The sequence below is a fragment of the Bacillus haynesii genome (assembly GCF_014042035.1).
Classification (GTDB): domain Bacteria; phylum Bacillota; class Bacilli; order Bacillales; family Bacillaceae; genus Bacillus; species Bacillus haynesii.
The window spans coordinates 229705-252961 of sequence record NZ_CP059494.1 but is presented as its reverse complement, the minus strand read 5'-3'; the positions used below and the strand labels follow the sequence as shown (position 1 = coordinate 252961).

Sequence of the window (23257 nt, the reverse complement as noted above, 5' to 3'; positions counted from 1 at the left end):
TGTTTCTAATTATAAACAGAAACAAGAAACTTACAAATATTAAAATCAATAAGAAAAGGCAAAGTCTTTGATTGCCGCTGTGCGGTAACCTGCGGGGAAAATATGAGAGGATGCACTCGTGATAAAGCGAATCTGCGATTAAGCCGTGAAGAGTACTCCCCGTCATAGCGGGGAGTACGATTTTTATGAGCCTTGTGATAGATGAACATCTCATTATCTGATGTTCTATTTTCAAGATGAAACATTCCATGTTTTTTCTTCCGCCGAAATGACAGATCACAAATCAATCATTTAAAAACATAATGGGAGTTCTTCTAAAGCTCTCATCAGAAAATTGCCTTTCCATTTGATCTCCTCCCTTTCGCCTTTGATCTCTATATGTTCAAAGCGGCGCAGCAAGGTCTGAATGGCGATTTTGGCTTCCAATCGGGCAAGCGGTGCGCCCAGGCAAAAATGGCTGCCATGGCCAAAGGCAAGGTGGCGGTTATCCTTTCTTTCAATATCAAAGCGGTCGGCATTCGGGAAGACCGTGTCATCGCGGTTGGCCGAGGCTAATGAAATGATGATCACATCTTTTCTCTTAATCTCCTGCCCGTGCAATGTAAACGGTTCGGCCGCCCAGCGCAGAGTGGTTAATTCCACGGGGCTGTAAAATCTGAGCGCCTCTTCAATGGCTGAGCCGATTAAATCAGGATGTTGACGAAGCTTTTTCAGCTGATCAGGGTTGTTCAGCAAGGCAAAGGTCATATTGGTTATTAAGTTTACCGTTGTCTCATGTCCTGCAACGATAAGGAGCATAATCGTCGAATACAGCTCTTCTATGCTTAATGTCGTTCCTTCGCTTTCTGCCTGAATTAATGCACTGACTAAATCCTCTGCAGGCTCGTCCCTTTTTTTGCGGACCAAGTATTCCAGGTATTCAACGAATTCGCCTATTTGATGCTTGTTTTCCTCAAGGCTTTCAGGAGTGTCCGAAAAATCAATAATCGCATGGGACCAAACTCTGAATTTTTGCCGATCTTCATGCGGAATACCAAGCATCTCGCTGATGACAATGATCGGCAGCGGGAAAGCGAAGTCGTCTACAAGATTCATAGAATGATTCGGTTCTACTTGATCCAATAAGGAATCAGCGATTTTTTGGATTCTGTTCTCGAGCTGTAAAACCATCCGGGGAGTAAATGCTTTCTGAACAAGAGACCGCAAGCGTCCGTGGTCGGGGGGATCTGAGTTGAGCATATGTTTTGATAAAGGTTCTTCATTTTCCAGAGCCGAGAAGTTCTCTAATTCTTCTTCAGTAAACACATTTTCGTAATTTTTCTTCATTCTAGCATCCTTTAATATATCGACCGCATCATCGTACCTCGTAATAAGCCAGCCTTCGCCCAGATCCCCCATCGATGCGGGATAGACAGGACGGGAAGCGCGTAATCGTTTGTAAAATTCGTACGCCTCATCTTTAAATGCTGCAGAAGACAATTCTCTTTCAGATAATATAGCGGAGCTCTTCTCTTGTTTTGAAGACATTCATCTAACCTCCATCTCCATTTTTTGTAAATGACAGCCTGCATCGGAATGATAAACCACGATAGTACATTAGGCTATTCACAAATATTATAATTCCAGGAAAATCCACATTCAATCGGCAATCAAGCGGGAGATGTTCATTAATGAACACCTTCCGCATTCATTGTTTAGAAATGAGACTGGGGATGTAAAAAGAGGCATGAAAACAAGCTGAGACCAGCGCTATAAGTAAATTTGAAAATAAAAAATCCTCTTAGTTAACAGTTCCTTTTCAAGGAACGGCAGTCTAACAGGAACCCTTCGGTTGTCCGATCGGAATATATTCTTTTGTTGATGGCCTGAAGTTCTTCCCTTCTCTTGCTTATCGACTTCCGCATCTTTTTTAAAACGTTCATAATGTCTGAAGCCGTCGCAGGATTATTGATTTAATGCTTGAGCAGCTTGATCACTTGTTCTTATTTTTACAGCAATATATACAATAGCTGATATCCAAACGGCAATGATTCCAATATAAATGACCGGATATAATGCTGTTTGATCGATCCACGAATGGACAAGCGTTCTTGTGTTGACGAGGATGATCAGTCCGCCGACCAGAACGCCCATTAATCGGGCATGAACCTTTTGCACCAGCCAGGCGGCAATCGGAGCCGCAATGATTCCGCCAATCATCAATGCACCAACCCACAGCCAATTGACTTCTTCCCAGCCGAGAGAAATGAAAAATCCTAACGTTGCCGAAACAGCAATGGCAAACTCGCTTGTGTCAACAGTTCCCACCACTTTTCTCGCACTGACGCCTTTTTTGGATAATAAAACTGGAGTGGCAATCGGCCCCCAGCCTCCCCCTCCGGTTGCGTCGGCAAAACCCGCGATTAATCCCAGGGGAACGGCTTTTTTTCTCGAAAGGCTGATACTGCTTTTTTGCTCTCCTATTTTAAACATGAATAGAAATCGAATGAGCACATACACGCCGAGGACAAGCAGAAACATTGAAATATAAGGCTTCGCAAGCTCGCCCGGAATGTTGCTTAAAAAAGAAGCGCCCAGAAATGCCCCGAGTGATCCCGGGATGACGAGTCGTTTGACCGTTTGTTTATCGACGTTTCCAAACTTTATATGCGATACACCGGATGCCGCGGTGGTGACGACTTCCGCCAGGTGAACGGATGCTGACGCAACCGCCGGTGCGATGCCGAAGGCAAGCAGCAATGACGACGATGTCACCCCGTACGCCATCCCTAAGGCGCCATCTATCAGCTGCGCAAATAATCCTATCAAGACAAACACAATTAGCTTTTTCATGTTGGCCTCCCACTTCAATTGGTTTATTTTTATTGTTAAATATAATCTACATTATACCTACCTGTAAAGTATGAATTTTAAAAAATATAAATTTTTTGTATTTTTCATCGACACCTGTATAAAAGGCTCTGCCAGGAGCATATGCCTGCATAATGAGCGCCTTTTCCCCGGTCCTTTGTCTTAAAGAAAGCACAGTTTATGGATACTGCTTGCAAAAAATGCATCTTGCAGAAAAGGCGGCGGGGAGTAACGCCTCATTCATTTCATTGGTAATGATGATATAATCCCCGATGTAATGACTTCAAAAGGAGGCTTAGGCCATGAAATTCAGCAAAATCGGTGCCTTATTGCTCACTTTGGCGTGTTTGCTTTTGCCTTTTTCTTCAGCGTCTGCAGCAGGTGCCGGTGTATGGGATAATATCGGCACATACGGCATGACATCGCAAACTCCGATCATCAAATCAGGCGGAGGGAAATTTTATTTTCACAACAACAGCTTTTATGGCTTTACTTTTACGCTGTATGAAGTTGACGGGGCGGGAAGCACGCCCGAAATCGTAAGAAAAAATATCTACGTCGGACCGAAAAGCAACAGTCCGGTGATCGATGTCAGCAGTTTTACAGATGGTGCAAATAAACAAGCAGAACTCGTCCTGTTTAAAGGGAACGATACATACATCACCGTTACTTGTTATGATTGAATTCCCCATTAACAGTAAGTCCGCCGTTTACAGACGGCGGGCTTTTTTGATGCGATTGCGACGCGCTGCGATCAAACAAACGTATTACCTCTTTAAACCTGCAGGCACCAAAAAGTGCCTATATGACTTAAAAGTGCGTACTTCCGTTTCGGGTTCTTCTGTTCCATAATCATGAATGATGTTTTGTTTGACATTGTTCTGTTTATAATGAAAAGAAAACGGAGGGATCGATGATGAACTTGAATTTGCAAGGAAAAACAGCGTTGGTGACCGGATCGACGTCCGGAATCGGCAAAGCGATTGCCGCTTCACTTGCGAAAGAAGGTGCGTCTGTCATCATTAACGGACGCCGGCAAGAAAAGGTCAACCAAACAATAGACGAATTGAAAGGCCAATTTCCCAAGGCTGTTTTTCAAGCGGCCCCTTATGACCTTGGCACTGAAAAAGGGTGTCAAGGCCTATTAGCGGCATTCCCGGATGTTGATATTCTAGTCAATAATTTAGGGATTTTTGAGCCGGCGGAATATTTCGAGATTCCGGATGAAGATTGGTTCCGCTTTTTCGAAGTGAATATTATGAGCGGGGTAAGGCTCTCTCGGAGCTATTTGCAAAGCATGATCGAGAAAAAAGAAGGCCGGGTTATTTTTATTGCGAGCGAAGCCGCGGTTATGCCGTCACAGGAAATGGCGCATTACAGCGCTACGAAAACGATGCAGCTCTCGATTTCCCGGAGCTTGGCAGAGCTTACAGCGGGTACAAATGTGACCGTCAATACTGTTATGCCGGGTTCAACCTTAACCGATGGCGTTGAAACGATGCTGAAGACCCTTTATCCGGATGAAAACCTGACTGTCGAAGAAGCGGAAAAGCGGTTTATGAAAGAAAACCGGCCGACCTCTATCATACAAAGGCTGATTCGGCCGGAAGAAATCGCGCACTTTGTCACCTTTTTAAGCAGTCCGCTTTCCTCGCCGATCAATGGTGCAGCCTTGCGGGCGGACGGCGGATTGGTCCGCAGCGTCTTTTAAATGAAAGGCTGGAATGCCCGGCATTCCAGCCTCATGATTATCGTTTGGCATAAACATGTTGGAAGACTGCGGTCGCATCCCATGCATTCAAACCGAATGCTCCGTCGGTAAACGTTGAATCCCGGGCGCTAATCACCAATTGATCATCCAGGTAAATATTAAAGTTGGCACCGCGGGCCACCGTTTTCAGGTGATATTTCCGGCCGGCTTCTATCGGTGTGCGGCGTTCGGCAATAACAGAAGCCGAGCCGTTTTCAAATTTGAAAAACTTCACCACGTCATGCTTGGCATCCACATTGGCAAGGTATCCGTTTTTAACATTCTGATCGGCCCGAAATACGAGAGCACCTGCCCCTCTTCCATTTCCATCCTTTATCGTGACATCTGCTTCATATGTGAAATCTGTTCCTTTTGCTGAAGATAAAATGAACGAATCCCCGTCAGAGCGCCCTTGTTTTCCATCAATCGTATCGGCCCATACACCACTTACAGTCGTCCAGCCGGTCAAATTCGATTGAAAGGGTGACGCTCCCCATACTTTTTTCAGAGGATGAACCGTCATGGAATTTAGCTTGACAAACCCGTTTGATGCATATACTTCAAGCCCTTTGCTGGATCGATCCGGCAGAATAATGTCGGTGATCACCTGCCTCCCGTCGTTGCCGAATACTTCAACCGAAGAGCGGTCGACATAAATGCGCATCTTCACCTTCCCACCAACCGGTTGCAGCGGGGCCTCATGCTTTCCTGTGTTAAAGTTCGGATTAAAGGAGACGTTTCCGGATTGGCTCCGGTCGACGAACAGTGAAGCGCTGTTTTTGCTGTAGCCGATTTTCGTATATTCGTTTTCCCCTGTTCGGACTTTAAAGCCGAATTCGGCCGCAGCTCCGGTGTTTACTTGAAATTCCGCATTGATTTCGTAGGCATCGCTTGACAGTGCTTTCAAAAAATTTCCGTTTCGAGCCGAAATGATCTTGTTTTTCCACGTTTGCGATGCACCCCGAATCGACTGCAGCTCCGCTACCGGAGCCTGAACAATTCTAAGCCCTTCAGAAAACGCTTTCAATTTTAGTTCTCTTGGGATAGACATTGCGCTTCTCCACGGAGAAGTAGGAACATCGTTTGCGTATTGCCAATTGCTCATCCACCCTAACCAAAGCCTTCGTCCGTCTGCCTGCGGGATATCAGACCAGCTGACAGCTGCGTAGAAGTCTTTCCCGTAATCTGTCCATAATACGCGATTCGGCGGGTTTTCATTTTTAAAGGTTGTTCCGTCAAAGCTTCCGACAAAATATTGCATGCCTGATCCTCCTGAGACAGCACCGTCTCCAACACTGACTTGCATCACCCATTTCGTCTCATTCGGTCTGCCTTCTACAGGAAGCTCAAACAGATCCGGACATTCCCACACGCCTCCATGGCTGCCCTCTCCTTCACCGAATTCGCTCGCATATGTCCACTGCTTCAAGTCAGGCGATGTATAGATCAGAATTCGGTCGCCGCCTGCAAGCATCATCACCCACTTTTTCGTCTGTTCATGCCAAATGACTTTCGGATCGCGAAAATCTCTTTTTCCCGGATTTGGAATGACAGGGTTGCCTGAGTACTTCGTCCAAGTCCTGCCTTTGTCATTGCTGTAGGCGATGCTTTGCACTTGTTCCCCGTCCCGGTCCTGCGTATAAATAGCAACGAGCGGCTTTTCTGCCCCTGTTTGAAACCCTGTTGTATTGTGCCGATCGACGACAGCACTGCCCGAAAAAATCGTCCCTTTTTCATCCGGATACAGTGCGACCGGCAAATGCTCCCACTTGACTAAATCTTTGCTTACTGCATGCCCCCAATGCATTGGCCCCCAGCGCAAACCATACGGATGATATTGATAAAACAGATGATATTCCCCCGCGTAATACACCATCCCGTTCGGGTCATTCATCCAGTTTGCTTCTGGCGTGAAATGATACTTGGGCCGATGATCCTCATTATAGTAGTCCGGATCGGCCGCAGCTGCGGAAAAGGCTTCCGGAAACATCATAGCCCCTATGATCCCCATCTGAATCAATCTCTTTTTCATCCCTTTTCTCCCCTCTTCTTCACACGGTTTTTAGTGACGGTTAAGGCAGGAAGTCCAAACAGCCGCCCCCTTTTTGCGGCCGAATGGACCTGCCTCTCCAAAAGCTAAGAAAAGAACCCCCAAGACATTTATGCCAAAAACCCTGCCCAATAGCCGACAATCCCGATGATAAAAATACCGAAAATCATGAGCAGAGGATTCACCCCTTTGCGAAGCATCCAGGCAGCGAGCAATGTCAATCCTAAAGGCAGGACACCCGGCATGATGCTGTCTAAAATGTTTTGCACGGTCTGCACATCGACTTTGCCTGCATCATCCTTAATTCTCGACACGACGATCGGGATATTGATCGTCGTCCATTTGGACACGAGCGCTCCCATCACAAACAGCCCGAGTATTGAAGCGCCTTCCGTCAGTTTTTGAATGCGGTTCCCGACCAAGTCCTGCAAAATTTCCATGCCTTTCACATAGCCGTACTTTAACCCGTAGTATTTTGTACTTAATCTGACGGCGTTGATTAAAAAGAAAAACAAAAGCGGGCCGGCGATGTTTCCGCTTAAAGCAAGTGACGCTCCCAAGGCTGCCAGAACCGGGCGCAACGTCCCCCAGAAAATCGGGTCTCCCACACCTGCCAACGGGCCCATTAAGCCGATTTTCATTCCATTAATCGCTTTGGCATCAATCCTTTTATTATTGGCCATTTCTTCTTCCATCGCAGCGGTCACGCCAAATATCGGCGCTGTCAGCCACGGATGCGTATTAAACCATTCCAGGTGGCGCTGGAGCGCTTCGCTCCGTTTCGCTCCCGGACCGTACAGTTTTTTGATCGCCGGAATCATGACGTAGCAATAGCCGAGCGCCTGTACACGCTCAAAGTTAAAGGATCCGAGCAAAAAGTTTGAGCGGATAAACATACTGAAAATCTCTCTTTTCGTTAATCTTTTTTCTGTGCCCATTATGTCGTCCCTCCTTAATTGTTAAGCATCCAGATCATCGTCATCATCATAAGCGGCCATGCTGCTGTCACTGGCGGCAGCAACCGCCCCTTGCGCATGATTTTTTTGCATCACTTGCTGATATAAAAGTGCCAGACAGAGCCCGAGGGCACCGAACCCGACTAAATTGAAATCGGTAAACGCGGCCAGCAAAAAACCGATATAGAAAAACGGCTTCAAATACGGAATATTCATCATATTGATGACCATCGCATACCCGACAACAACGATAATGCCTCCGCCTATTTGCAAACCTTTTGTGATGACTTCCGGAATATTTCCCAAAAACGCCTGAACAGCGCTGACACTGATCAGAGCCACAATCAATGTCGGAATCATAACGCGCAGCGCCTGAAACGCCATGGCGGTTATATGCATGATTTCAATTCCTTTAAAATTGCCATCCTTTGCGTATTTGTCGGCGCGATGAATTAAAAATACGGTGATCGTCCGGACGAAAATTGTCAGCGCCTGACCCGCAGCAGCCAGGGCCACCGCGACAGCGATCCCTTCGCCGATTCCCTGATCGGCGGTAATCACTAAAATGGTCGAAATCACGGAAGCGATGGCCGTATCGGGGGCCATTGCAAGACCGACATTCATCCAGCCAAGCGCCATCAGCTCCAGCGTTCCGCCGAGAATGATGCCTGTTTTCAGATCCCCGAGAACAAGGCCGACCAAAGTGCAGGCAATCAGCGGACGGTGTGTCTGCCCTTCGTCCAATACACTACCGATACCTGTTATAGCTGCAATGACGAGCAGCAAAATAATTTGAATCGTTGACATGCCTTTAGCACCCTCCTTCTAGGATTTTGTTGCGTTTCTTAAAATCTGCATAAAGTCTTCGCTCGAATCTGACGGCAGCTGCCTCAATTCCAGCTTCACGCCCAATTCATGCAATTGTTCAAACGCTTTGATGTCCTTTTCAGTCACGCTTACCGATTTCGTGATTTGCCTGCGGTTATTCTCGAAGCGCATCCCGCCGACATTGACTGTTTCGATCGGAACGCCTGCTTCGATTAAGGAAACAATGTCGCCCGGATTTTCGAATAACAGCATTGCCGTCGTATCTTCGTACCGCGGACTGTGAAACGCTTTGGCCATTTTGGAAATCGAAACGGCGCTGGCTTTTACATTTGAAGGTGCGACAGAAAGGATCAGTGTTTTTCTCATTTCGTCCTGTGCCACCTCATCAGAGACAACGATAATCCGATCAGCAGCGTGGATTTTGATCCATCTTGTTAATACTTGGCCGTGAATAAAGCGGTCATCAATTCTTGCCAAAACGATTTTCATTACAATTCATCCTCTCTTCCCTGATTGGACTGACTGAACTTTTCCAATTGCTCGCTGCAGATTTGAAAGCATTCCCGGCTCATTTTTTTCAACTGGTTCAGCAGTTGTTTGAGCGGCATATGCTCCCGCAAGCTCAATGCCTCTAACAGAATCGGCAAGTTCACGCCGGCTGCCATATCGAATCTCCGCTCCTTCGCGATGTAAGGGGTCGCTGCGTTATATGGCGTCCCGCCGAAAATATCCACTAAAAAAAGCACCTCGTGTTCCTCCGGAATGTCCTTCAGCGTCTGATGATATTTTTCTTGCAGTGTCTGGATGCCTTCCCCTTTAAGAAACGGCACCGCAATCAGGCTGTCTTCTTCTCCGAATATCATCCCTGAAGATTCTTTTAATGCTGTGGGAAAGTTTCCGTGGCCGCTGATAATGACTGTAATCATGTACAATTGCTCCTTTCTTTTTTTCGTTCGCTTATTCATAATGCAAGTATCGTGCCAACAAAGTTGTATTAAGCGCTTTTACTGCATCTCAAGACGAATTATTTTTAAGTTCGAAACACATTCAAGCATAAAAATAAACCTGTATTAAAATGGAATTCCACTTAATACAGGTTTACCTGAAAAAATCGCTCTTGGAAAACAGCTATAACTCTTCAGCAAAGATGGACGCGATAAATATTTTTTCATCTTCGCTGATCGCGAGTCCAAGCTTATCTTCGTAAGGCTTTAATGTTTTCTCTGTGATGTGAAGAATTTTTTCAAGCTGATCATTCATCTCTTCTTCCTCCGGAAAAGCGATCGGGTTCTGTTTGATCACCCTTTCAAAAGCAAAAGCGGTATGCATGATGACTTTGATCAGCACCGCGTTGCTGAATGTGATGCGCAGTTCGTCTTGAACCGTCTGAAGCCACTCCAACAGCATGTCTATCATATGATAGGGATTCAAAAAGACAAGATACTTCTTCAGGCTGTCTTCGCAAAGCTCCTTCACCACCACATTTTCACCGGATAATCCGCCGCTCATCGGGATATTGCCGTTTGCGATCACTTGCTGAATCACTTTTTCCCCTTCGCCTTCAATCAATACTTCTAAAGGCACGTGCGGAGCATCGATTTTAGGGTTCTTCGTGCCAACCGTGGCAAGGATCTCATACGCTTTTTCAATTTCTTTTATACGGCTTGCTAATTTGATCGATGACACCGTCAAAATGCTGATTTGTTCATCAGATGTCCTGCTTACGATTGATGTTAAAATCTCTTCGAGCTTCTTCGCCGTTCCGCCGCCTGTCGTGCAAATGGAGACGATCGCCTTCTTTTTGCCTGAGACCCGCGGTTTATCGGCCCATAAATCGATGAAATCCTTTGTAACCGAATCGTAGATGGCGTGCAAATTCAAATTCAAATAATTCACCTTGCGGACGGCATCGAGCACCATCGATGTCGTAACATTGCTGATCGTTTTTATTTTAACGCCCGTTTGTTGTTCAAGCCTAGTTTCCAGCATAGCAAGCGATCCCATATCGACAAGCATTAATACGCCTTCTCCTTCATCAACCTGCTTCACTTTCTCCGCCAGACAGCTGACGATTTCCGCGGGTGAAACGGTCAAAGGCATATCAACCGCAGCAATCGGGGTGCTTCCCAGCAATTCAGTGGCTACTTCAACCATAGAGCTCGCTGTGCTGTTTCCATGGGCAGCCACGACAATGCCCGTCCTTTTGTTTTCTTTCCATGATTTAATCGACTGGATCAGCATCGTCAAGTAGATGACCTCGATTTCCGGAACGGTTACTTTGAAATATGCTTGAATTTTATCTTTGAAAATCAGCGCGACCTCGTATTCCTTCACATGGGTTTCCCTGATTTCATCTGTTTCCTGCGGATTTAAGACATCTATCTGCTTTCCGCGCTTTAAAAATGCAGCGATGTGCATGCTCAGAAAATAGATGAATTTACGGTCGAATTTGCAGTCAAGCTCATGTTCAGCGACTTCCTTTAATTCTTTCGTCATCTGAATCACGTCGTCTTCAACGAATTTGAGTAAGCTGTGGTTTTGAAGCATTTTCTGATTAAAAAAGCTTCTGACGTGCAAATGAATATCCGTTAAAATATATTGATTGATTTGTTTTTTTGTTAAGCCTTCTTTATTCAGGATTTTCGCTTTTTCTTCTATGACATGATATAAGTTAAATGAGTCATCGATTTTCGTTGTTTCATCTTCCACAATCGGAGAGATGATCGTTGTAATGTTGACGTATTCAGAAATCATTTTGCTCCGTTCGATATTTTTGCTGCTGGACATCCAGTCCTCTTTGATCTCATCGGGAAGATCCCGGACGGTCAGTTCAACAACCTCGTCTTTGTCAAGGTTGTTTAAAAACCCGTGCGCACAGACGAGCTGCACATTTGATTTCAACTGGCCGACATTTCCGAATTTTGCCGAATGAATCAGCGCATTATAAACATCGATGTGCACATTTAAGTTTTTTTTGATCCGCTCCGCTTCTTTCCCCAATAAAAACGTTGTCAGTTCCACTCTTTCTCCAAGGGACCGTTCATCGAGCGAAGGGATATGTACGGTCATTGGAATTCTCCGTAAAAAAGTCTTCAGCAAAGCAGAACTCGGGTTTTCTGTTGTTGCACAGATAAACAGGACTTTTGCCGTTCGTTTATGTTCTGTTTCACCAAGCCTGTTGTATGTGCCGCTGTCAATGAAATAAAACAGCATTTCCTGCCCCTCCGGCGGGAGACGATGAATTTCATCCATAAACAGAATGCCCCCGTCCGCCTGCTCGACTAATCCCGCTTTGTCTTCGCCGGCACCTGTAAAAGACCCCTTTTTATGTCCGAACAATTGAGAGAGCAATAATTGAGGATTGTTATAATAATCTGCACAGTTGAATGTGATGAACGGGGAATCGGGCTTCAATATATCAGAATAAACGGCGAACTGGTAGATCCGGTTCGCAAACAGCGATTTCCCCGAACCCGTCGGCCCGAGCAGCAGCATGTGCAAGCCGTGCGGCGGATAAAAGACAGCCGCTTTCGCCTGAGAAATTGCCTTTTTCAAGCTCCCTTTAGCCCCGATCATGAGCTCGAGGGGATCGGCGGACATGTTGCGCGCCGGCTTTTTTTGGCCGTCAGCCAGCCGCTTCAGTTCTTCAACCTCCATCAACGCTGAATTCCATTTGATGTTCAGGATGTTTTCAACGATTTCCACCGGGATGTAGCGGACGGGGAACGTTTTAATTTTGATCACCTTTTTGGCCCGTACAAGATTGTTTAATTCAAAGCTGACATTTGAACGCTCCATTTGCAGCTGCCCGGCGATTTCTTTAGCCGAATTCCCTTGTATCTTTAAAAGCTGATTGATATTTGTTTCGCGAAAATTATCCAGCAGCTGATGGTAGATTTTATCTATTCTTTTCATATGTATCATCCTTTGTTCTCGATTAATCAGCAACAAGGCAGCAGTAAACTTTCTTGAAGATTCAGAATTTTAAAGCCGGATCACGGGATAAAAAAGAGCTTTTACAGATTGACAAACCCGACTCTCCTACTTTTATATCGATTAGAGAGAGCTTTCATGACACAGTTTGGTGTTTTTGCTTCATTATAAGCGCCCCTCCCAAAGTAGCAGCTTGTCAATAGTGTATCATTATTGAGAAAAATATTGGTGAAAACATCCTGTATTTTTCTCTAAATGTAAATGTTTTGTGAAGAGCACTGCTGGTTCACGGTCACTTCGATATCATATTGGCCGAACGGCCGGCTGCCTAAGTCATAACAAAAAAAGGCCGTTGACGGTTCAACGGCCTTTTTTCTTTACGATTCATCTTCCTTGAAAATGAACGATTCCTTTAAAGGTCTGCCTTCACTTCCTTTTTCCGTCCAAATAATGTCAACTTCCAATTCGGTCGCATTCTCTGCCATAAGCAGATTCCGGTGCTTGACAGGGCTTCCGTCATTTAAGCTTTTCGCTAAAGAAACGGCATTTTCGTGAGGAATGTTCCAAAGCGAAAATTTCGTTGAAGAATTGGGCTCATTCCGATAGAGAAAAATTTCCGCCGAAGCTACATCGTGTCCAATGTTTTTGATTTCGACAGCATAAGTATGAAACGCTCCTTTTTCCGGTTTCGCCATTCCGTTTCCGGCTTCAGCTTTACCGATTTGAACTTCCCATTGTTTTGAAGCTTGTTTAACCGGCAATTGTTCAAACGTCAGCGCTTTCGTTTCAAATGACGGAACAATCAAGCCGAGCAGGCACAATGCACATATGAATAACCGCATATTTTTCACTCCTCGATGGTTTATTTCCCAATATGTTTTCCTTATTCATAAATCCTATGTATACCGACGTTTCGCTCCGGCTCCCGGCAGGGTAAAAGTAAAAAGAACTGGAGGGATCAAGCAGTGTCGCAAAACAATAGCAATCGATACGAACTCTTTTTCAAAAAAAGATACAAAGTTCTTCATACATTAAACGATTTTCTCATCGGTCTTTTATTCCTTGTCGGGAGCTTCTGCTTTTTCTCCGAGGAACTGAAGTCGGCGGGAATATGGATGTTTGTGATCGGCAGCTTTCAGCTATTAATCAGGCCGACGATTCGTTTGGTTCATGATTTTCATTACAGAAAGTTTGTTGAGAGCCGGCGTTCCAAATATGAGTAAAGTCACACAGCAGTAAGAGATGTTAAGAGACCCGCTAAGAAGTGCATATAAAAAAGGCCGAATCATATCGGCCTTTCCTCTGCTACACAAGCCACTCCTCACAATCGGCGGCAAGCCGTTCCAACTCATTCATGAAAGCGCCGGCATGATAGCCGTCACACACTGCATGGTGTACTTGCAGGGAAACGGGCAAAAATGTTTCCTTGCCTTCTGAAAAGTATTTCCCGTTTGTAATAATCGGCAGCAAGTGTTCGCTGTTATCAAGGTTTAAATTGAAGTTTGTAAAGCTCACCCATGGAATAGAAGAAACTGAGAACGTATTGGGCGGGATGTCCGGCTTACCCCACAGGCCTCTTTTGTCTCCAAAGCGCTCGGCGTCCAGAAGATATTGACGATAAAACTGTGAGAAATCGTCTGAGTATTCTGTCCAGAGGGCGGAAAACGTTTGGTCGTCCTGATGAAAGATCGTATAGCACGGATGCATTTGTTCCCAATAACCCAGTTGTCCTTTGTCATCAAACGTTGTTCTAAACTCAGGACGCGAATGAATGACCCTTGATACGATATAAATAAAAGCCGGGTACAGCTTGATCTTCTTTTTCTTGAGCACGGCAAGCAAATTTGTCACATTGACGTTTTCCGTTATGCTGAAAGAACATTTCGCTTCCTTCATGTAATGGTCAAAATAAGATTTTCTATACCATGTGTCAAGCTCGATTATTTGAAAATTCATGTTTTACCTCCTAAAATATAGATTTTTATTTTAGGAGGCTTGCTTCACTGATTTCGGCAATATTCTCACCTCATCCTGTATTGTAAATGAATTGTAGCGCGTTTCGGAGGTCGAAGCAACCGCCCCTCCTTCTTTGTCTTCTTGCTGTGCCATTCTCCCCCTCTCCACCCCCGGCTGTCATTTAGGTTATACTGACATAGATCGGGGTGAAGATATGAACAGCAAATCACGATTGACGCCTGAAAGGTGGCGGGCAATTACGGAAAACGATTCCGCCTATGACGGACTTTTTTATTACGCGGTTAAAACAACCGGCATATTTTGCCGCCCTTCCTGCAAATCGAGAGTTCCGCAAATCGAAAATGTGCAGATCTTTTTCAATGCAAAAGATGCTTTATCAGAAGGGTACCGCCCCTGCAAACGCTGCAATCCGGCCGGGGCGTTGCTGCCGGATGAAGAGCTGGCACAGCGTGTGGTGCGAATCATCGAGGAATCTTATCGCGATCCGCTGTCTCTGCAAGCTTTGGCTGACAAGTGCCATATCAGCCCTTTTCACCTGCAGCGGACATTTAAACGAGTCAAAGGCGTCTCGCCGGCAGAATATATCCTGCAGAAAAGGATTGATAAGGCATTCGATTTGCTTTCCCATTCAGAACGAACGATCGCAGAAATCGCCTCAATGGTAGGCATTGTGAATGCGGATTATTTTGCCGCTTTGTTTAAAAAGAAAACTGGGCAATCACCGACGTCATACCGGCAAATGAAACGGAGGTAAACATATGGACGATCAAATCGTATCCTGGCGTACACTTACTTGCCGCGGTTGGCAGATGCACATTGCAGCGACTGCCCGCGGGCTCTGTTTTACAGGGGCATGGAATCAAGGCTTCGAAGAGCTGGCCGCTTGGGCCGAAAAAAGGTACACACAGCCAGTTTTCATTCGGGATGACAATGGATTGGCAGAATACGCCGAGCAGCTCCAGACGTATTTAAACGGCAAGCGGACTCATTTCAGCTTTCCTGTCGACCTTGCCGGCACGCCTTTTCAGCTGGCCGTGTGGCAGGCGCTCTCCGAAATCCCTTACGGCAGCACCTGCTCCTATTCCGATATCGCCGGGCATATTCAAAAGCGGGACGCTGTGCGGGCCGTAGGCGCGGCGATCGGCGCAAATCCGCTGTTGATGGTGGTGCCGTGCCATCGGGTTATCGGCAAAAACGGGCAGCTCACGGGATACCGGGGCGGATTGGAGATGAAAAAAGAACTGCTGATGATGGAGGCCGGCGGCGTAACCGCGCAATTCAATTAAAGCCCCGTTCGAAATTCGAACGGGGCCATTTTGTCAAAAGTCAAAGTTATCAGGATCAGGGCCGACACGGGTGTTTTCATTCAGCCCGTCAATTTGCTTCATTTCCTCGATGGTCAGTTCAAAATCAAATATGTCCGCATTTTGGGCAATCCGCTCCGCTTTTGTCGACTTTGGAATCGTGATGACTCCGTTTTGCAAATCCCAGCGTAAAATGATTTGGGCGGGTGTCTTGCCGTGCTTGTCCGCGATATCTTTCAGCAGCGGATGGCTGAGCAATTGGCCTTGCATCAGCGGCGACCATGCTTGAAGTTGGATGCCGTGCGAACGGCAAAACGTTTGCAGCTCTTTCTGCGTCAGCCGCGGATGATACTCAACCTGGTTGATCGCGGGTTTGACGGCGGCATCTTTCAGCAAGTCTTCCAGATGGTGAATGTGAAAATTGCTGACACCGATTGCTTTGACGCGCCCTTGTTCATAAAGGGTTTCAAGCGCCTTCCACGCCGCATTGTAGCGCCCTTCAACAGGCCAATGGATCAGGTATAAATCCAGGTAATCAAGCCCGAGCTTTTCAAGACTTGCTTCATAGGCTGCAATCGTTTCGTCATAGCCTAAATCGTCATTCCAGACCTTTGATGTTACAAACAAGTCTTCTCTTGAAATGCCGGCTTCTTTCAATCCTTCGCGAATTCCTTGTCCAACCCCCTCTTCATTTCCGTAGATGGCTGCCGTATCGATACTGCGGTAGCCGTGTTTGATTGCTGTTTTTACAGCTTGCACCAGTTCGGGTCCTTCTTCTACTTTAAATACGCCAAGTCCAAACCAGGGCATGGTCGTCCCGTTATTCAATGTGATTCGATCTTGCAGATTTTTTGCCGTCATCATCTAATTGGCCTCCTTATATTTGTGTATGTGTCATGCGCAGTTTTTCTTTAAAGCTTGATTTTGTTTTTGGTCATTTCGTTCCAGCGCCCTGCTCCAGCCCGTCAGTACGACAGCGCCGAGGACCATCAAAGCTCCGACCCATGGAGTGTGAATCAAACCGATCGATTGTGTGATGGCGCCTCCTGTATAAGAGCCGATCGCGATCCCGGCGTTAAAAGCGGCGATGTTGACAGCTGATGCGACATCAACCGCCCCCGGAACAAACCGTTCAGCCAGAATCACCACATAGGACTGGAGCCCGGGGACATTCATGAATGCTAAAAATCCCATCAGCATGATGACGATAAAGCCCGCTGCCTGGTAAGGAGCAGCCGCCGTTAAGATAAGGAGCACAGCCGCCTGGGCGATGAACATATAGAATAATGCAGTAAGCGGTTTTTGGTTGGCCGCTTTACCCCCGATGATATTTCCGAGCGCAACAGCAATGCCGTAAGCAAGCAAAATGACAGCAACAGCTTCCTGTTTAAAACCCGTCACATGCTGAAGCAGCGGGGATAAATACGTAAAGACAACAAATGTCCCTCCATAACCAAGCGCCGTAATGATGAATAAAAGCAGCAGACGGCCATTGGTCACAAGCTTCAACTGGCTCTTGAAAGACGTTCGGACGCCTTTCGGCAAATCGGCCGGAACAAGAAAACTGTTGGCGATAAACGCCAGTGCGCCGACAGCGACGATCGCCGCAAATGCAATCCGCCAGCCGAACTGCTGACCGAGGAACGTACCGATGGGAACTCCGGTAATCATCGCAATCGTCAGCCCGGTAAACATGATCGATATCGCTCCGGCTCTTTTATCCGCCGGGACCAGGCTTGCCGCAATCGTTGAACCGATTGACATAAATACACCATGAGAAAACGCGGAAATCACGCGGGCGGTTAATAAAACACCGATGCTTCCGGCACATGCCGCAAGCCCGTTGCCGATCATAAAAATAAGCATAATCACAAGCAACAGCGCTTTTCTCGGCATACTGGATGTGGCAGAAGTCAAAACGGGTGCGCCGACTGTCACGCCCAAAGCGTATAACGATACGGTCAGCCCTGCGGTCGTCACTGAAATGTTCATGTCATCAGCAATTAAAGGCAGAAGCCCGACGCTGATGAATTCGGTTGTCCCGATGGCAAATGCGCTGGCCGCCAAAGCTAAAAGCGCTAATATACTGCGTTTTTTATCATGAACAGAAGTCATTCTTTTTCTCCTTTCGTTTTTAATGTATAGCAAATGACTGCCGGCAAATGATATTATGGTACATATCATCTGTAAAAAAAAGTACGCACTTTTAAGTGTGATAGGAACCAAAAAGTAGGATAGGTACTTTTCGGTACCTATGGTTTGGAGGAGAACATGAAGCAGAAAAAGTATAATATATCTGTCGAAGCTACACTTGAAGTGATCGGAGGGAAATGGAAGTGTGTGATTTTGTGCCATTTGACGCACGGCAAAAAACGCACGAGTGAGTTGAAGCGGCTGATGCCGAACATTACACAGAAAATGCTGACCCAGCAGCTGCGCGAACTGGAAGAGGACGGCGTCATCAACCGGATCGTATACCAGCAGGTGCCGCCGAAGGTCGAATACGAACTCAGCGAATACGGATGGACGCTTAAAGACATTTTGGATTCGCTGTGCTCCTGGGGCGAAAAACATATTACGAAAGTGTATGGAGACAAATTTGCTGTTTTGGAAGACAGCGTGCTGAATGAACAATTAAAGGAAACATAACAAATCGACGGAGGTCAGGATGGGAAAATGGTTTCTTTCCGGAGGCGGGGATGCCCATCAAACCGAACGGCTGGATCGGCATTTTGCCGGGAGTCTCTGCCCTTATAAGCCTTTATTGTATATTCCGATTGCCATGGACGCTGACAGGTATGATGACGGCTTCGATTGGATCAGCCGGCTCTTTCACCCGCTCGGTGTTAAAAACATCGTGATGTGGACGGATGTCAAAGGCAAAAGCGTACACGATTTAGACGCGTTTTCTGCCGTATATATCGGCGGAGGAAATACGTTTCGTCTGCTCAAACAATTCATTGAATCACATTTTATCGAGGTTTTAAAGCGCTATGCCGAAAGCGGCGGCACCATTTACGGCGGTAGCGCCGGCGCCGTCATTCTCGGAAAGAACATTATGACTTGCTCTTATATGGACCGCAATACTTGCGGATTGCGCGATTTTAACGGCTTAAAACTCCTTGGAGACTATGCGGTTTGGTGCCACTACAAAGTTGAACATGACCCGCTGATTAAAAGGTATAGGAATGCTTTTGGCACTCCCGTCATCGCCTTGCCAGAAGAAACGGGAATCGCCGCAAGCACTTCAGACATCCGGGTCATCGGAACAAAGCCAGCCTGCATTTTTAAAGAAGACGGCGCGTTATTCGTATCAGATCAATTTGTTTTATAAAGCAAAAAACGCTCCGGCTCATCAGCGAAGCGTTTTTCTTGTTTTTGCGACTGCAAGCCATTTGACCAGGCGTTCCGTCAGAAAAAACACGGCTAAGCCTAAACCCAGCAAAAAAGAAAAATTTGAAATCAACGGCTCACGAACAAAATATTCAAAAGTCGTATTCACAAAAAGTATCACGGCCCAGAAAATGAAAGCCCGCACGGCAAGCTGCGTCTGCGGCTTTTTTTCCCTTTGGGTCTGCATCTTTAAAAAACATGACAACGCCTCCCAAGGAGACTCTCACACCCCAATCTGCTGATTTCTTTCACACTTACTGTGTTTTGATTTCCTCTTCAGTTTCATAAAACCGCGTTAACTCCACAATCATCGCTCCCATCCGTTCGAGGCCGGGAGCGAGAAGGCGTTCGACCCCTTCTTCTCTTAAAGCTTCTGCCGTCACTTTTCCGACAGCGGCCGCCAACACGCGGTCTTGAAACGATTGAACAATTTTCTCCGCATAGCCGTTTTCTTTCGCGAAATGAAAAAGCGAGCGGACTTGGACGGCCGTTGTAAAGCAAACCGCATCCACTTCACGGTTGATGACCTCGCTGCATAATAAAGCGACGGTTTCCCGGTCTGGGGCAACATGCCGATAAGGCAGAAGCGGAACAACGGCTGCACCTTTCTCTTCCAAAAACTGAAGCAGTGACGGAGCGTTTTCGCCGTGGAGCTGGACCATCACCCGTTTGCCGGAAAAATCGTGGGATTGGAGCGAGTCGATCAGTCCCTTGGTCGTGCCGTCTTCATCGGCCGCAACGGGCGTAATGCCGAGTTTTTTTAAAGCGGCGATTGTTTTGTAGCCTCTCGATGCCGCTTTCGCCCCGCGGATCGCTTGTAAATAGATCTCGCCGATTCCTAGCTTCTCAGCTAGGTTGGCAAGCGTTTCCGTCCCGATTCCGGTCGTAAAAATCACCCAGTCGGCTCCCGTTTCAGCAAAGGCACGCAAATCAGGGCCTACTTCTTTTTCGGCCAAAAACACAGTACCCTGAAGGGAGCGAACGACGGGAACCCCGCCTTGCTTTTTGATCAATGTGCTCATTTCATCCGTTTTTCGCGATCCTCCGATGGCAATTCTTCTGCCGTTCAATCCTTTTCCCAATGCAATCCCTCTTTCCCGTATCTGTTTTGAGTCAATGTAGGGTTTACTAACATCTTCCAAATGAGATATGATTGAATTATCAAAAAATAACAGGAGGTTTTTTCAATGCATTCTCAATTTGAAACCCGAGCCGAGCATTTGACGAAACATGCCCGTTTTTTCGAGTATACCACTGCCTCTGACCCGATTGGAAGCGGAATAATCAGCCCGGTTCCTGTGAAAGAGTTCGGGCCTGAATTGTATGAGACTGGTGAAACGCGGATCATCCCGCTGGACATCTCAGAAGAACTGAAGACGGATTATCCCGCTTCAAGCCCTTCCCTTCTCGCCCACTTTATCAAGATTCGTTCAGGTGACACGATTCACACTGCCCCCCGTGCGACAAGCGAACTATATTACATTGTCAGCGGCGCAGGGAAAACCGAAACGGGCGAAGATACGATTCACTGGCAGAAAGGCGATTTTTTGACTTTGCCTGCCGGTTCAAGCAGCCGGCATACCGCAGCAGAAGATGCAGCCATTTATTACATCACCGATTCACCTCTCCTGCATTATTTAGGCGTAAAACCGTCGGAATCCCGTTTTCAACCAACCCTCTACACCGCTGAACAGGCAAAAGCAAAATTAGCTGAAGCGGCCGCCGCTCCTGACGCCCGTTTTCGAAACCGCATTTCCATACTCTTAAACAATGATATATTCGATCAAACGTTGACGATCACCCATGTATTGTGGGCGATGTTCGGCATCGTGCCTCCCGGCTCCAATCAAGCGCCTCACAGCCACAAGTCGGTGGCTCTCGATTTTGTCGCCTATGCCGCACCCGGCACGTACACATTAGTCGGAAGCAAAATCGATCCGGCCACAAAGGAAATCATCGATCCGAAACGAATTGACTGGGTAACCGGAAAAGCCTTCATTACACCGCCGGGATTATGGCATTCCCACCATAATGAGTCAGGTGAAGCGGCCTATATTATCCCCATCCAAGATGCGGGCTTGCAAACGTACCTCCGGACACTGGATATTCAATTTCAGCATTATGAAAAATGAAAAAGCGGGAAGCCGGATTATCTTTTCGGCTCCCCGCTTTTCTATTTATTTTTCGCTTTTTTGGAAATCATGTCGGCGATTTCTTCGGCCTGTGCCTGAACAGCGTTTGGATCATACGGCCAGAATCTGTCCGGATCGAGGAAAAAGACCTTGCCTTTTTTCACCGCGTCAAGCGATGTCCAAACCGGATTGTCCTGATCTAGCTTTCCGTTGTATGATTCATCGACAAATATGTAGTCTCCGGCATATTTCGGCAGGACCTCGAAAGATATGGCTTTATATCGGTCAGCTGTATCAATGGCATCCTTTTTAACAGATTCAGGCGGCGTCAGTCCAAGCTGCGTATAGATCGCTTCTCCGCCTCGATACCCGTATGCCCCGTAGACATACAAAGATTTTGCATATGCGCCGATTAAAGAGAACGTTTCACCTTGTACAGATGCATCTTTGATTTTTGCGCGGGCGGCTTTCATTTTTTGATTAAACGTTTTCGTCCACTCCCGGGCCTCCTTTTCCTTGCCGAGCAGCTTGCCAAACGTTTTCATTTCATCGCGTGCATCTTTAAACGTGCCGAACGGATAGACGACAGTGGGAGCGATTTTTGACAGTTTTTCATATTCTTTTGAATCGTTCGTCATCGATACGATCAAATCGGGTTTGAGCTCAAGAATTTTTTCCACAGATACTGAAATACCGTCTTTTCCCCCGATATTCTTTATTTCTGAAACATGATCTTTAATATATGGACTTTCAAGATATTTTCCTGTTTCTCCAAGCGGCTTGATCCCGAATGCTAGCATGGTTCCTGCATAGCCTATCGTAACGACGCGCTTCGGATTGGCCGGTACAGTGACATTTCCATTGATTGTTTTCACCACTCTTGCTTTCTCTTCGCCATTCTTTGATGCCGACTGTTGATGACCGCTTTGACAGCCTGAAAGAAAAACAGAGACTGCGAGTAAAACGATCAATATATAAGAATACTGCTTTTTCGTCATGTTCAACCCTCCAATTGATAATAATTATCATTATCAATATACAGGATACTCGTCATCATGAGAAGTCCTTATTTGATTTATGGCTGATCAGGCCGCTCGTTCCGTCGATAGTATTCGATGACAAATTCTTTAAAGTTGCGTGCCGCCGGCGACAAATCATAGTCTTTCAAGACGGCGAGACCGATCGTCCTCTCAGAACGGTAGTCTGACACTCGGCAAAATGCCACTGGAGAATGGACATGCTCCGCCGTTTTCGGCAGGATTGCCGCACCGAGCCCTGCTGATACAAGGCCCAAAATCGTTGACACTTCTTCCCCTTCAAAAGCAAGCTTCGGGCTGATGGACAGTTCCCGGCACATTTGATCAAACACATATCGAAGACCATACCCCGGCTTAAAGCCGACAAAGTCTTCGTGTGCAATGGATCGGATCGCGACTTCTTTCCGATCTGCGAGCGGATGGTCGGCGGGAAGCACCAGATAAAGCGGCTCAGTATCCAACACCGTCCATTCCAGAAGCTCGTTTGGAAGCGGCGGAGAGCTGAGGCATATATCAGCCTCGCCCGTCTCCACCATGTGCTGAAGATGTTCATTTGCGGCCTGATACAGACGGAAAGCAACATTCGGGTATTTCTTTTTAAATCCGGCAATCAGCTGAGGCATCAGCCGCGAACCAAGCGTATGCAAAAAAGATACCGAGATTTCCCCGGCATTCGGATTGATGCTTTCCCTGATTTGCTGGACGCCTTCGTCAAGGGCAAGGCGGGCCTGCTTCGCTTTGATGAGGAACTGCTCGCCGTACTTTGTCAGGCGGATCGATTTTGTTTTTCGAATAAACAGCGGGACGCCCAATTCTTCTTCAAGCTTTTTGATCGACCTGCTCAAAGCCGGCTGGGAAATCCGTTGTTCCAAGGCGGCTTTTGTAAAGTGTTTATGCCTGCTCACGGCAATAAAATGGTCAATTTGATAGAGTTCCAATGCTCATCCGCTCCTTCATAACTAAAACGCATGATAATGATAGTTATTATAAATTAGACACATCGTAAATGAAAGCGTACCATGAAACATAGATTGTCATTCTAGAAAA

General features: G+C 46.6%; 24 protein-coding genes. 8 read left to right on the top strand and 16 right to left on the bottom strand.

Going from position 1 to position 23257, the window contains the following annotated elements:
* Positions 1-291: 291 nt before the first annotated feature.
* Both H2R00_RS01230 and H2R00_RS01225 read right to left on the bottom strand, forming a co-directional pair.
* Entirely contained in the window at positions 292-1527 is a 1236-nt protein-coding gene (locus H2R00_RS01230; protein ID WP_182070312.1) for a cytochrome P450 family protein, read from the bottom strand.
* A gap of 417 nt (positions 1528-1944) precedes the next feature.
* Complete coding sequence (locus H2R00_RS01225) at positions 1945-2832, bottom strand: sulfite exporter TauE/SafE family protein (protein ID WP_154994510.1); 888 nt, start codon at positions 2830-2832, stop codon at positions 1945-1947.
* 320 nt (positions 2833-3152) lie between these two features.
* Here H2R00_RS01225 and H2R00_RS01220 point away from each other — a divergent pair, with 320 nt between their 5' ends.
* Positions 3153-3533 (top strand): YndA family protein, encoded by a 381-nt coding sequence (locus H2R00_RS01220; protein WP_154996583.1) that lies wholly within the window; start codon positions 3153-3155, stop codon positions 3531-3533.
* A gap of 233 nt (positions 3534-3766) precedes the next feature.
* Positions 3767-4561, top strand: coding sequence for an SDR family NAD(P)-dependent oxidoreductase (locus H2R00_RS01215; RefSeq protein ID WP_182071000.1), 795 nt, complete (start codon positions 3767-3769; stop codon positions 4559-4561).
* Between the two features lie 37 nt (positions 4562-4598).
* Here H2R00_RS01215 and H2R00_RS01210 read toward each other — a convergent pair whose 3' ends face one another.
* The 7 genes from H2R00_RS01210 to H2R00_RS01180 form a co-directional block, all read right to left on the bottom strand.
* The gene (locus H2R00_RS01210; protein WP_182070311.1) at positions 4599-6632 is read right to left on the bottom strand and encodes a levanase SacC; all 2034 of its coding nucleotides are present in this window, start codon (positions 6630-6632) and stop codon (positions 4599-4601) included.
* Positions 6633-6760: 128 nt separating this feature from the next.
* A complete protein-coding gene (locus H2R00_RS01205) occupies positions 6761-7588 on the bottom strand; it encodes a PTS system mannose/fructose/sorbose family transporter subunit IID (protein WP_154996579.1) in 828 nt (275 codons plus the stop codon).
* A gap of 21 nt (positions 7589-7609) precedes the next feature.
* On the bottom strand, positions 7610-8413 hold the full coding sequence (locus H2R00_RS01200) for a PTS mannose/fructose/sorbose transporter subunit IIC (protein ID WP_154996577.1): 804 nt from the start codon (positions 8411-8413) through the stop codon (positions 7610-7612).
* 18 nt (positions 8414-8431) lie between these two features.
* A complete protein-coding gene (locus H2R00_RS01195) occupies positions 8432-8923 on the bottom strand; it encodes a PTS sugar transporter subunit IIB (RefSeq protein ID WP_182070310.1) in 492 nt (163 codons plus the stop codon).
* Positions 8923-9360, bottom strand: coding sequence for a mannose/fructose/sorbose PTS transporter subunit IIA (locus H2R00_RS01190; protein WP_020452356.1), 438 nt, complete (start codon positions 9358-9360; stop codon positions 8923-8925). The genes H2R00_RS01195 and H2R00_RS01190 overlap by 1 nt, the downstream gene beginning before the upstream one ends.
* A 202-nt stretch (positions 9361-9562) precedes the next feature.
* On the bottom strand, positions 9563-12349 hold the full coding sequence (locus H2R00_RS01185; RefSeq protein ID WP_182070309.1) for a sigma-54-dependent transcriptional regulator: 2787 nt from the start codon (positions 12347-12349) through the stop codon (positions 9563-9565).
* 395 nt (positions 12350-12744) lie between these two features.
* The gene (locus H2R00_RS01180; protein WP_154999518.1) at positions 12745-13209 is read right to left on the bottom strand and encodes a YozF family protein; all 465 of its coding nucleotides are present in this window, start codon (positions 13207-13209) and stop codon (positions 12745-12747) included.
* Between the two features lie 123 nt (positions 13210-13332).
* Between H2R00_RS01180 and H2R00_RS01175 the strand changes: the two genes are divergently transcribed.
* Positions 13333-13590: a YrhK family protein gene (locus tag H2R00_RS01175; protein WP_154999517.1), complete on the top strand. Its 258-nt coding sequence runs from the start codon at positions 13333-13335 to the stop codon at positions 13588-13590.
* An 82-nt stretch (positions 13591-13672) separates the two neighbouring features.
* Here the strand turns inward: H2R00_RS01175 and catA are convergent, their stop codons facing one another.
* Complete coding sequence (catA, locus tag H2R00_RS01170; RefSeq protein ID WP_154999516.1) at positions 13673-14323, bottom strand: type A chloramphenicol O-acetyltransferase; 651 nt, start codon at positions 14321-14323, stop codon at positions 13673-13675.
* A 30-nt stretch (positions 14324-14353) separates the two neighbouring features.
* Positions 14354-14476, bottom strand: a complete 123-nt coding sequence (locus tag H2R00_RS21340) for a hypothetical protein (protein WP_261763667.1) — start codon at positions 14474-14476, stop codon at positions 14354-14356.
* Between the two features lie 61 nt (positions 14477-14537).
* Here H2R00_RS21340 and H2R00_RS01165 point away from each other — a divergent pair, with 61 nt between their 5' ends.
* The gene (locus H2R00_RS01165) at positions 14538-15098 is read left to right on the top strand and encodes a bifunctional transcriptional activator/DNA repair enzyme AdaA (RefSeq protein WP_154999515.1); all 561 of its coding nucleotides are present in this window, start codon (positions 14538-14540) and stop codon (positions 15096-15098) included.
* A gap of 4 nt (positions 15099-15102) precedes the next feature.
* Positions 15103-15630 carry a methylated-DNA--[protein]-cysteine S-methyltransferase gene (locus tag H2R00_RS01160; protein ID WP_154999514.1) on the top strand — a complete coding sequence of 176 codons (528 nt, stop codon included), beginning with the start codon at positions 15103-15105 and terminating at the stop codon, positions 15628-15630.
* Positions 15631-15663: 33 nt separating this feature from the next.
* Here the strand turns inward: H2R00_RS01160 and H2R00_RS01155 are convergent, their stop codons facing one another.
* Positions 15664-16512: an aldo/keto reductase gene (locus tag H2R00_RS01155; protein WP_154999513.1), complete on the bottom strand. Its 849-nt coding sequence runs from the start codon at positions 16510-16512 to the stop codon at positions 15664-15666.
* A gap of 30 nt (positions 16513-16542) precedes the next feature.
* Positions 16543-17763: an MFS transporter gene (locus H2R00_RS01150; protein ID WP_154999512.1), complete on the bottom strand. Its 1221-nt coding sequence runs from the start codon at positions 17761-17763 to the stop codon at positions 16543-16545.
* 156 nt (positions 17764-17919) lie between these two features.
* Here H2R00_RS01150 and H2R00_RS01145 point away from each other — a divergent pair, with 156 nt between their 5' ends.
* Both H2R00_RS01145 and H2R00_RS01140 read left to right on the top strand, forming a co-directional pair.
* A complete protein-coding gene (locus H2R00_RS01145) occupies positions 17920-18297 on the top strand; it encodes a winged helix-turn-helix transcriptional regulator (RefSeq protein ID WP_154999511.1) in 378 nt (125 codons plus the stop codon).
* A 19-nt stretch (positions 18298-18316) separates the two neighbouring features.
* The gene (locus H2R00_RS01140) at positions 18317-18982 is read left to right on the top strand and encodes a peptidase E (protein WP_182070308.1); all 666 of its coding nucleotides are present in this window, start codon (positions 18317-18319) and stop codon (positions 18980-18982) included.
* 313 nt (positions 18983-19295) lie between these two features.
* Here H2R00_RS01140 and H2R00_RS01135 read toward each other — a convergent pair whose 3' ends face one another.
* On the bottom strand, positions 19296-20123 hold the full coding sequence (locus H2R00_RS01135; RefSeq protein WP_182070307.1) for a uroporphyrinogen-III synthase: 828 nt from the start codon (positions 20121-20123) through the stop codon (positions 19296-19298).
* Between the two features lie 105 nt (positions 20124-20228).
* On the opposite strand from H2R00_RS01135, the gene H2R00_RS01130 reads away from it, so the two are divergent.
* Complete coding sequence (locus H2R00_RS01130) at positions 20229-21173, top strand: cupin domain-containing protein (protein ID WP_182070306.1); 945 nt, start codon at positions 20229-20231, stop codon at positions 21171-21173.
* A gap of 41 nt (positions 21174-21214) precedes the next feature.
* Here the strand turns inward: H2R00_RS01130 and H2R00_RS01125 are convergent, their stop codons facing one another.
* Together H2R00_RS01125 and H2R00_RS01120 are read right to left on the bottom strand one after the other, a co-directional pair.
* Positions 21215-22171, bottom strand: a complete 957-nt coding sequence (locus H2R00_RS01125) for an ABC transporter substrate-binding protein (RefSeq protein ID WP_182070305.1) — start codon at positions 22169-22171, stop codon at positions 21215-21217.
* 77 nt (positions 22172-22248) lie between these two features.
* Positions 22249-23148 carry a LysR family transcriptional regulator gene (locus H2R00_RS01120; RefSeq protein WP_154998268.1) on the bottom strand — a complete coding sequence of 300 codons (900 nt, stop codon included), beginning with the start codon at positions 23146-23148 and terminating at the stop codon, positions 22249-22251.
* Between the last annotated feature and the right edge of the window lie 109 nt (positions 23149-23257).

Excerpts from the sequence above, each read along its gene's own strand:
- H2R00_RS01230 (WP_182070312.1), bottom strand. The coding sequence starts at position 1,527 with ATGTCTTCAAAACAAGAGAAGAGCTCCGCTATATTATCTGAAAGAGAA.
- H2R00_RS01205 (WP_154996579.1), bottom strand. The coding sequence starts at position 7,588 with ATGGGCACAGAAAAAAGATTAACGAAAAGAGAGATTTTCAGTATGTTT.
- H2R00_RS01140 (WP_182070308.1), top strand. The coding sequence starts at position 18,317 with ATGGGAAAATGGTTTCTTTCCGGAGGCGGGGATGCCCATCAAACCGAA.
- H2R00_RS01130 (WP_182070306.1), top strand. The coding sequence starts at position 20,229 with ATGCATTCTCAATTTGAAACCCGAGCCGAGCATTTGACGAAACATGCC.
- H2R00_RS01190 (WP_020452356.1), bottom strand. The coding sequence starts at position 9,360 with ATGATTACAGTCATTATCAGCGGCCACGGAAACTTTCCCACAGCATTA.
- H2R00_RS21340 (WP_261763667.1), bottom strand. The coding sequence starts at position 14,476 with ATGGCACAGCAAGAAGACAAAGAAGGAGGGGCGGTTGCTTCGACCTCC.
- catA (WP_154999516.1), bottom strand. The coding sequence starts at position 14,323 with ATGAATTTTCAAATAATCGAGCTTGACACATGGTATAGAAAATCTTAT.
- H2R00_RS01160 (WP_154999514.1), top strand. The coding sequence starts at position 15,103 with ATGGACGATCAAATCGTATCCTGGCGTACACTTACTTGCCGCGGTTGG.
- H2R00_RS01150 (WP_154999512.1), bottom strand. The coding sequence starts at position 17,763 with ATGACTTCTGTTCATGATAAAAAACGCAGTATATTAGCGCTTTTAGCT.
- H2R00_RS01155 (WP_154999513.1), bottom strand. The coding sequence starts at position 16,512 with ATGATGACGGCAAAAAATCTGCAAGATCGAATCACATTGAATAACGGG.
- H2R00_RS01185 (WP_182070309.1), bottom strand. The coding sequence starts at position 12,349 with ATGAAAAGAATAGATAAAATCTACCATCAGCTGCTGGATAATTTTCGC.
- H2R00_RS01145 (WP_154999511.1), top strand. The coding sequence starts at position 17,920 with ATGAAGCAGAAAAAGTATAATATATCTGTCGAAGCTACACTTGAAGTG.
- H2R00_RS01180 (WP_154999518.1), bottom strand. The coding sequence starts at position 13,209 with ATGCGGTTATTCATATGTGCATTGTGCCTGCTCGGCTTGATTGTTCCG.
- H2R00_RS01200 (WP_154996577.1), bottom strand. The coding sequence starts at position 8,413 with ATGTCAACGATTCAAATTATTTTGCTGCTCGTCATTGCAGCTATAACA.
- H2R00_RS01225 (WP_154994510.1), bottom strand. The coding sequence starts at position 2,832 with ATGAAAAAGCTAATTGTGTTTGTCTTGATAGGATTATTTGCGCAGCTG.
- H2R00_RS01195 (WP_182070310.1), bottom strand. The coding sequence starts at position 8,923 with ATGAAAATCGTTTTGGCAAGAATTGATGACCGCTTTATTCACGGCCAA.
- H2R00_RS01215 (WP_182071000.1), top strand. The coding sequence starts at position 3,767 with ATGAACTTGAATTTGCAAGGAAAAACAGCGTTGGTGACCGGATCGACG.
- H2R00_RS01210 (WP_182070311.1), bottom strand. The coding sequence starts at position 6,632 with ATGAAAAAGAGATTGATTCAGATGGGGATCATAGGGGCTATGATGTTT.
- H2R00_RS01220 (WP_154996583.1), top strand. The coding sequence starts at position 3,153 with ATGAAATTCAGCAAAATCGGTGCCTTATTGCTCACTTTGGCGTGTTTG.
- H2R00_RS01125 (WP_182070305.1), bottom strand. The coding sequence starts at position 22,171 with ATGACGAAAAAGCAGTATTCTTATATATTGATCGTTTTACTCGCAGTC.
- H2R00_RS01165 (WP_154999515.1), top strand. The coding sequence starts at position 14,538 with ATGAACAGCAAATCACGATTGACGCCTGAAAGGTGGCGGGCAATTACG.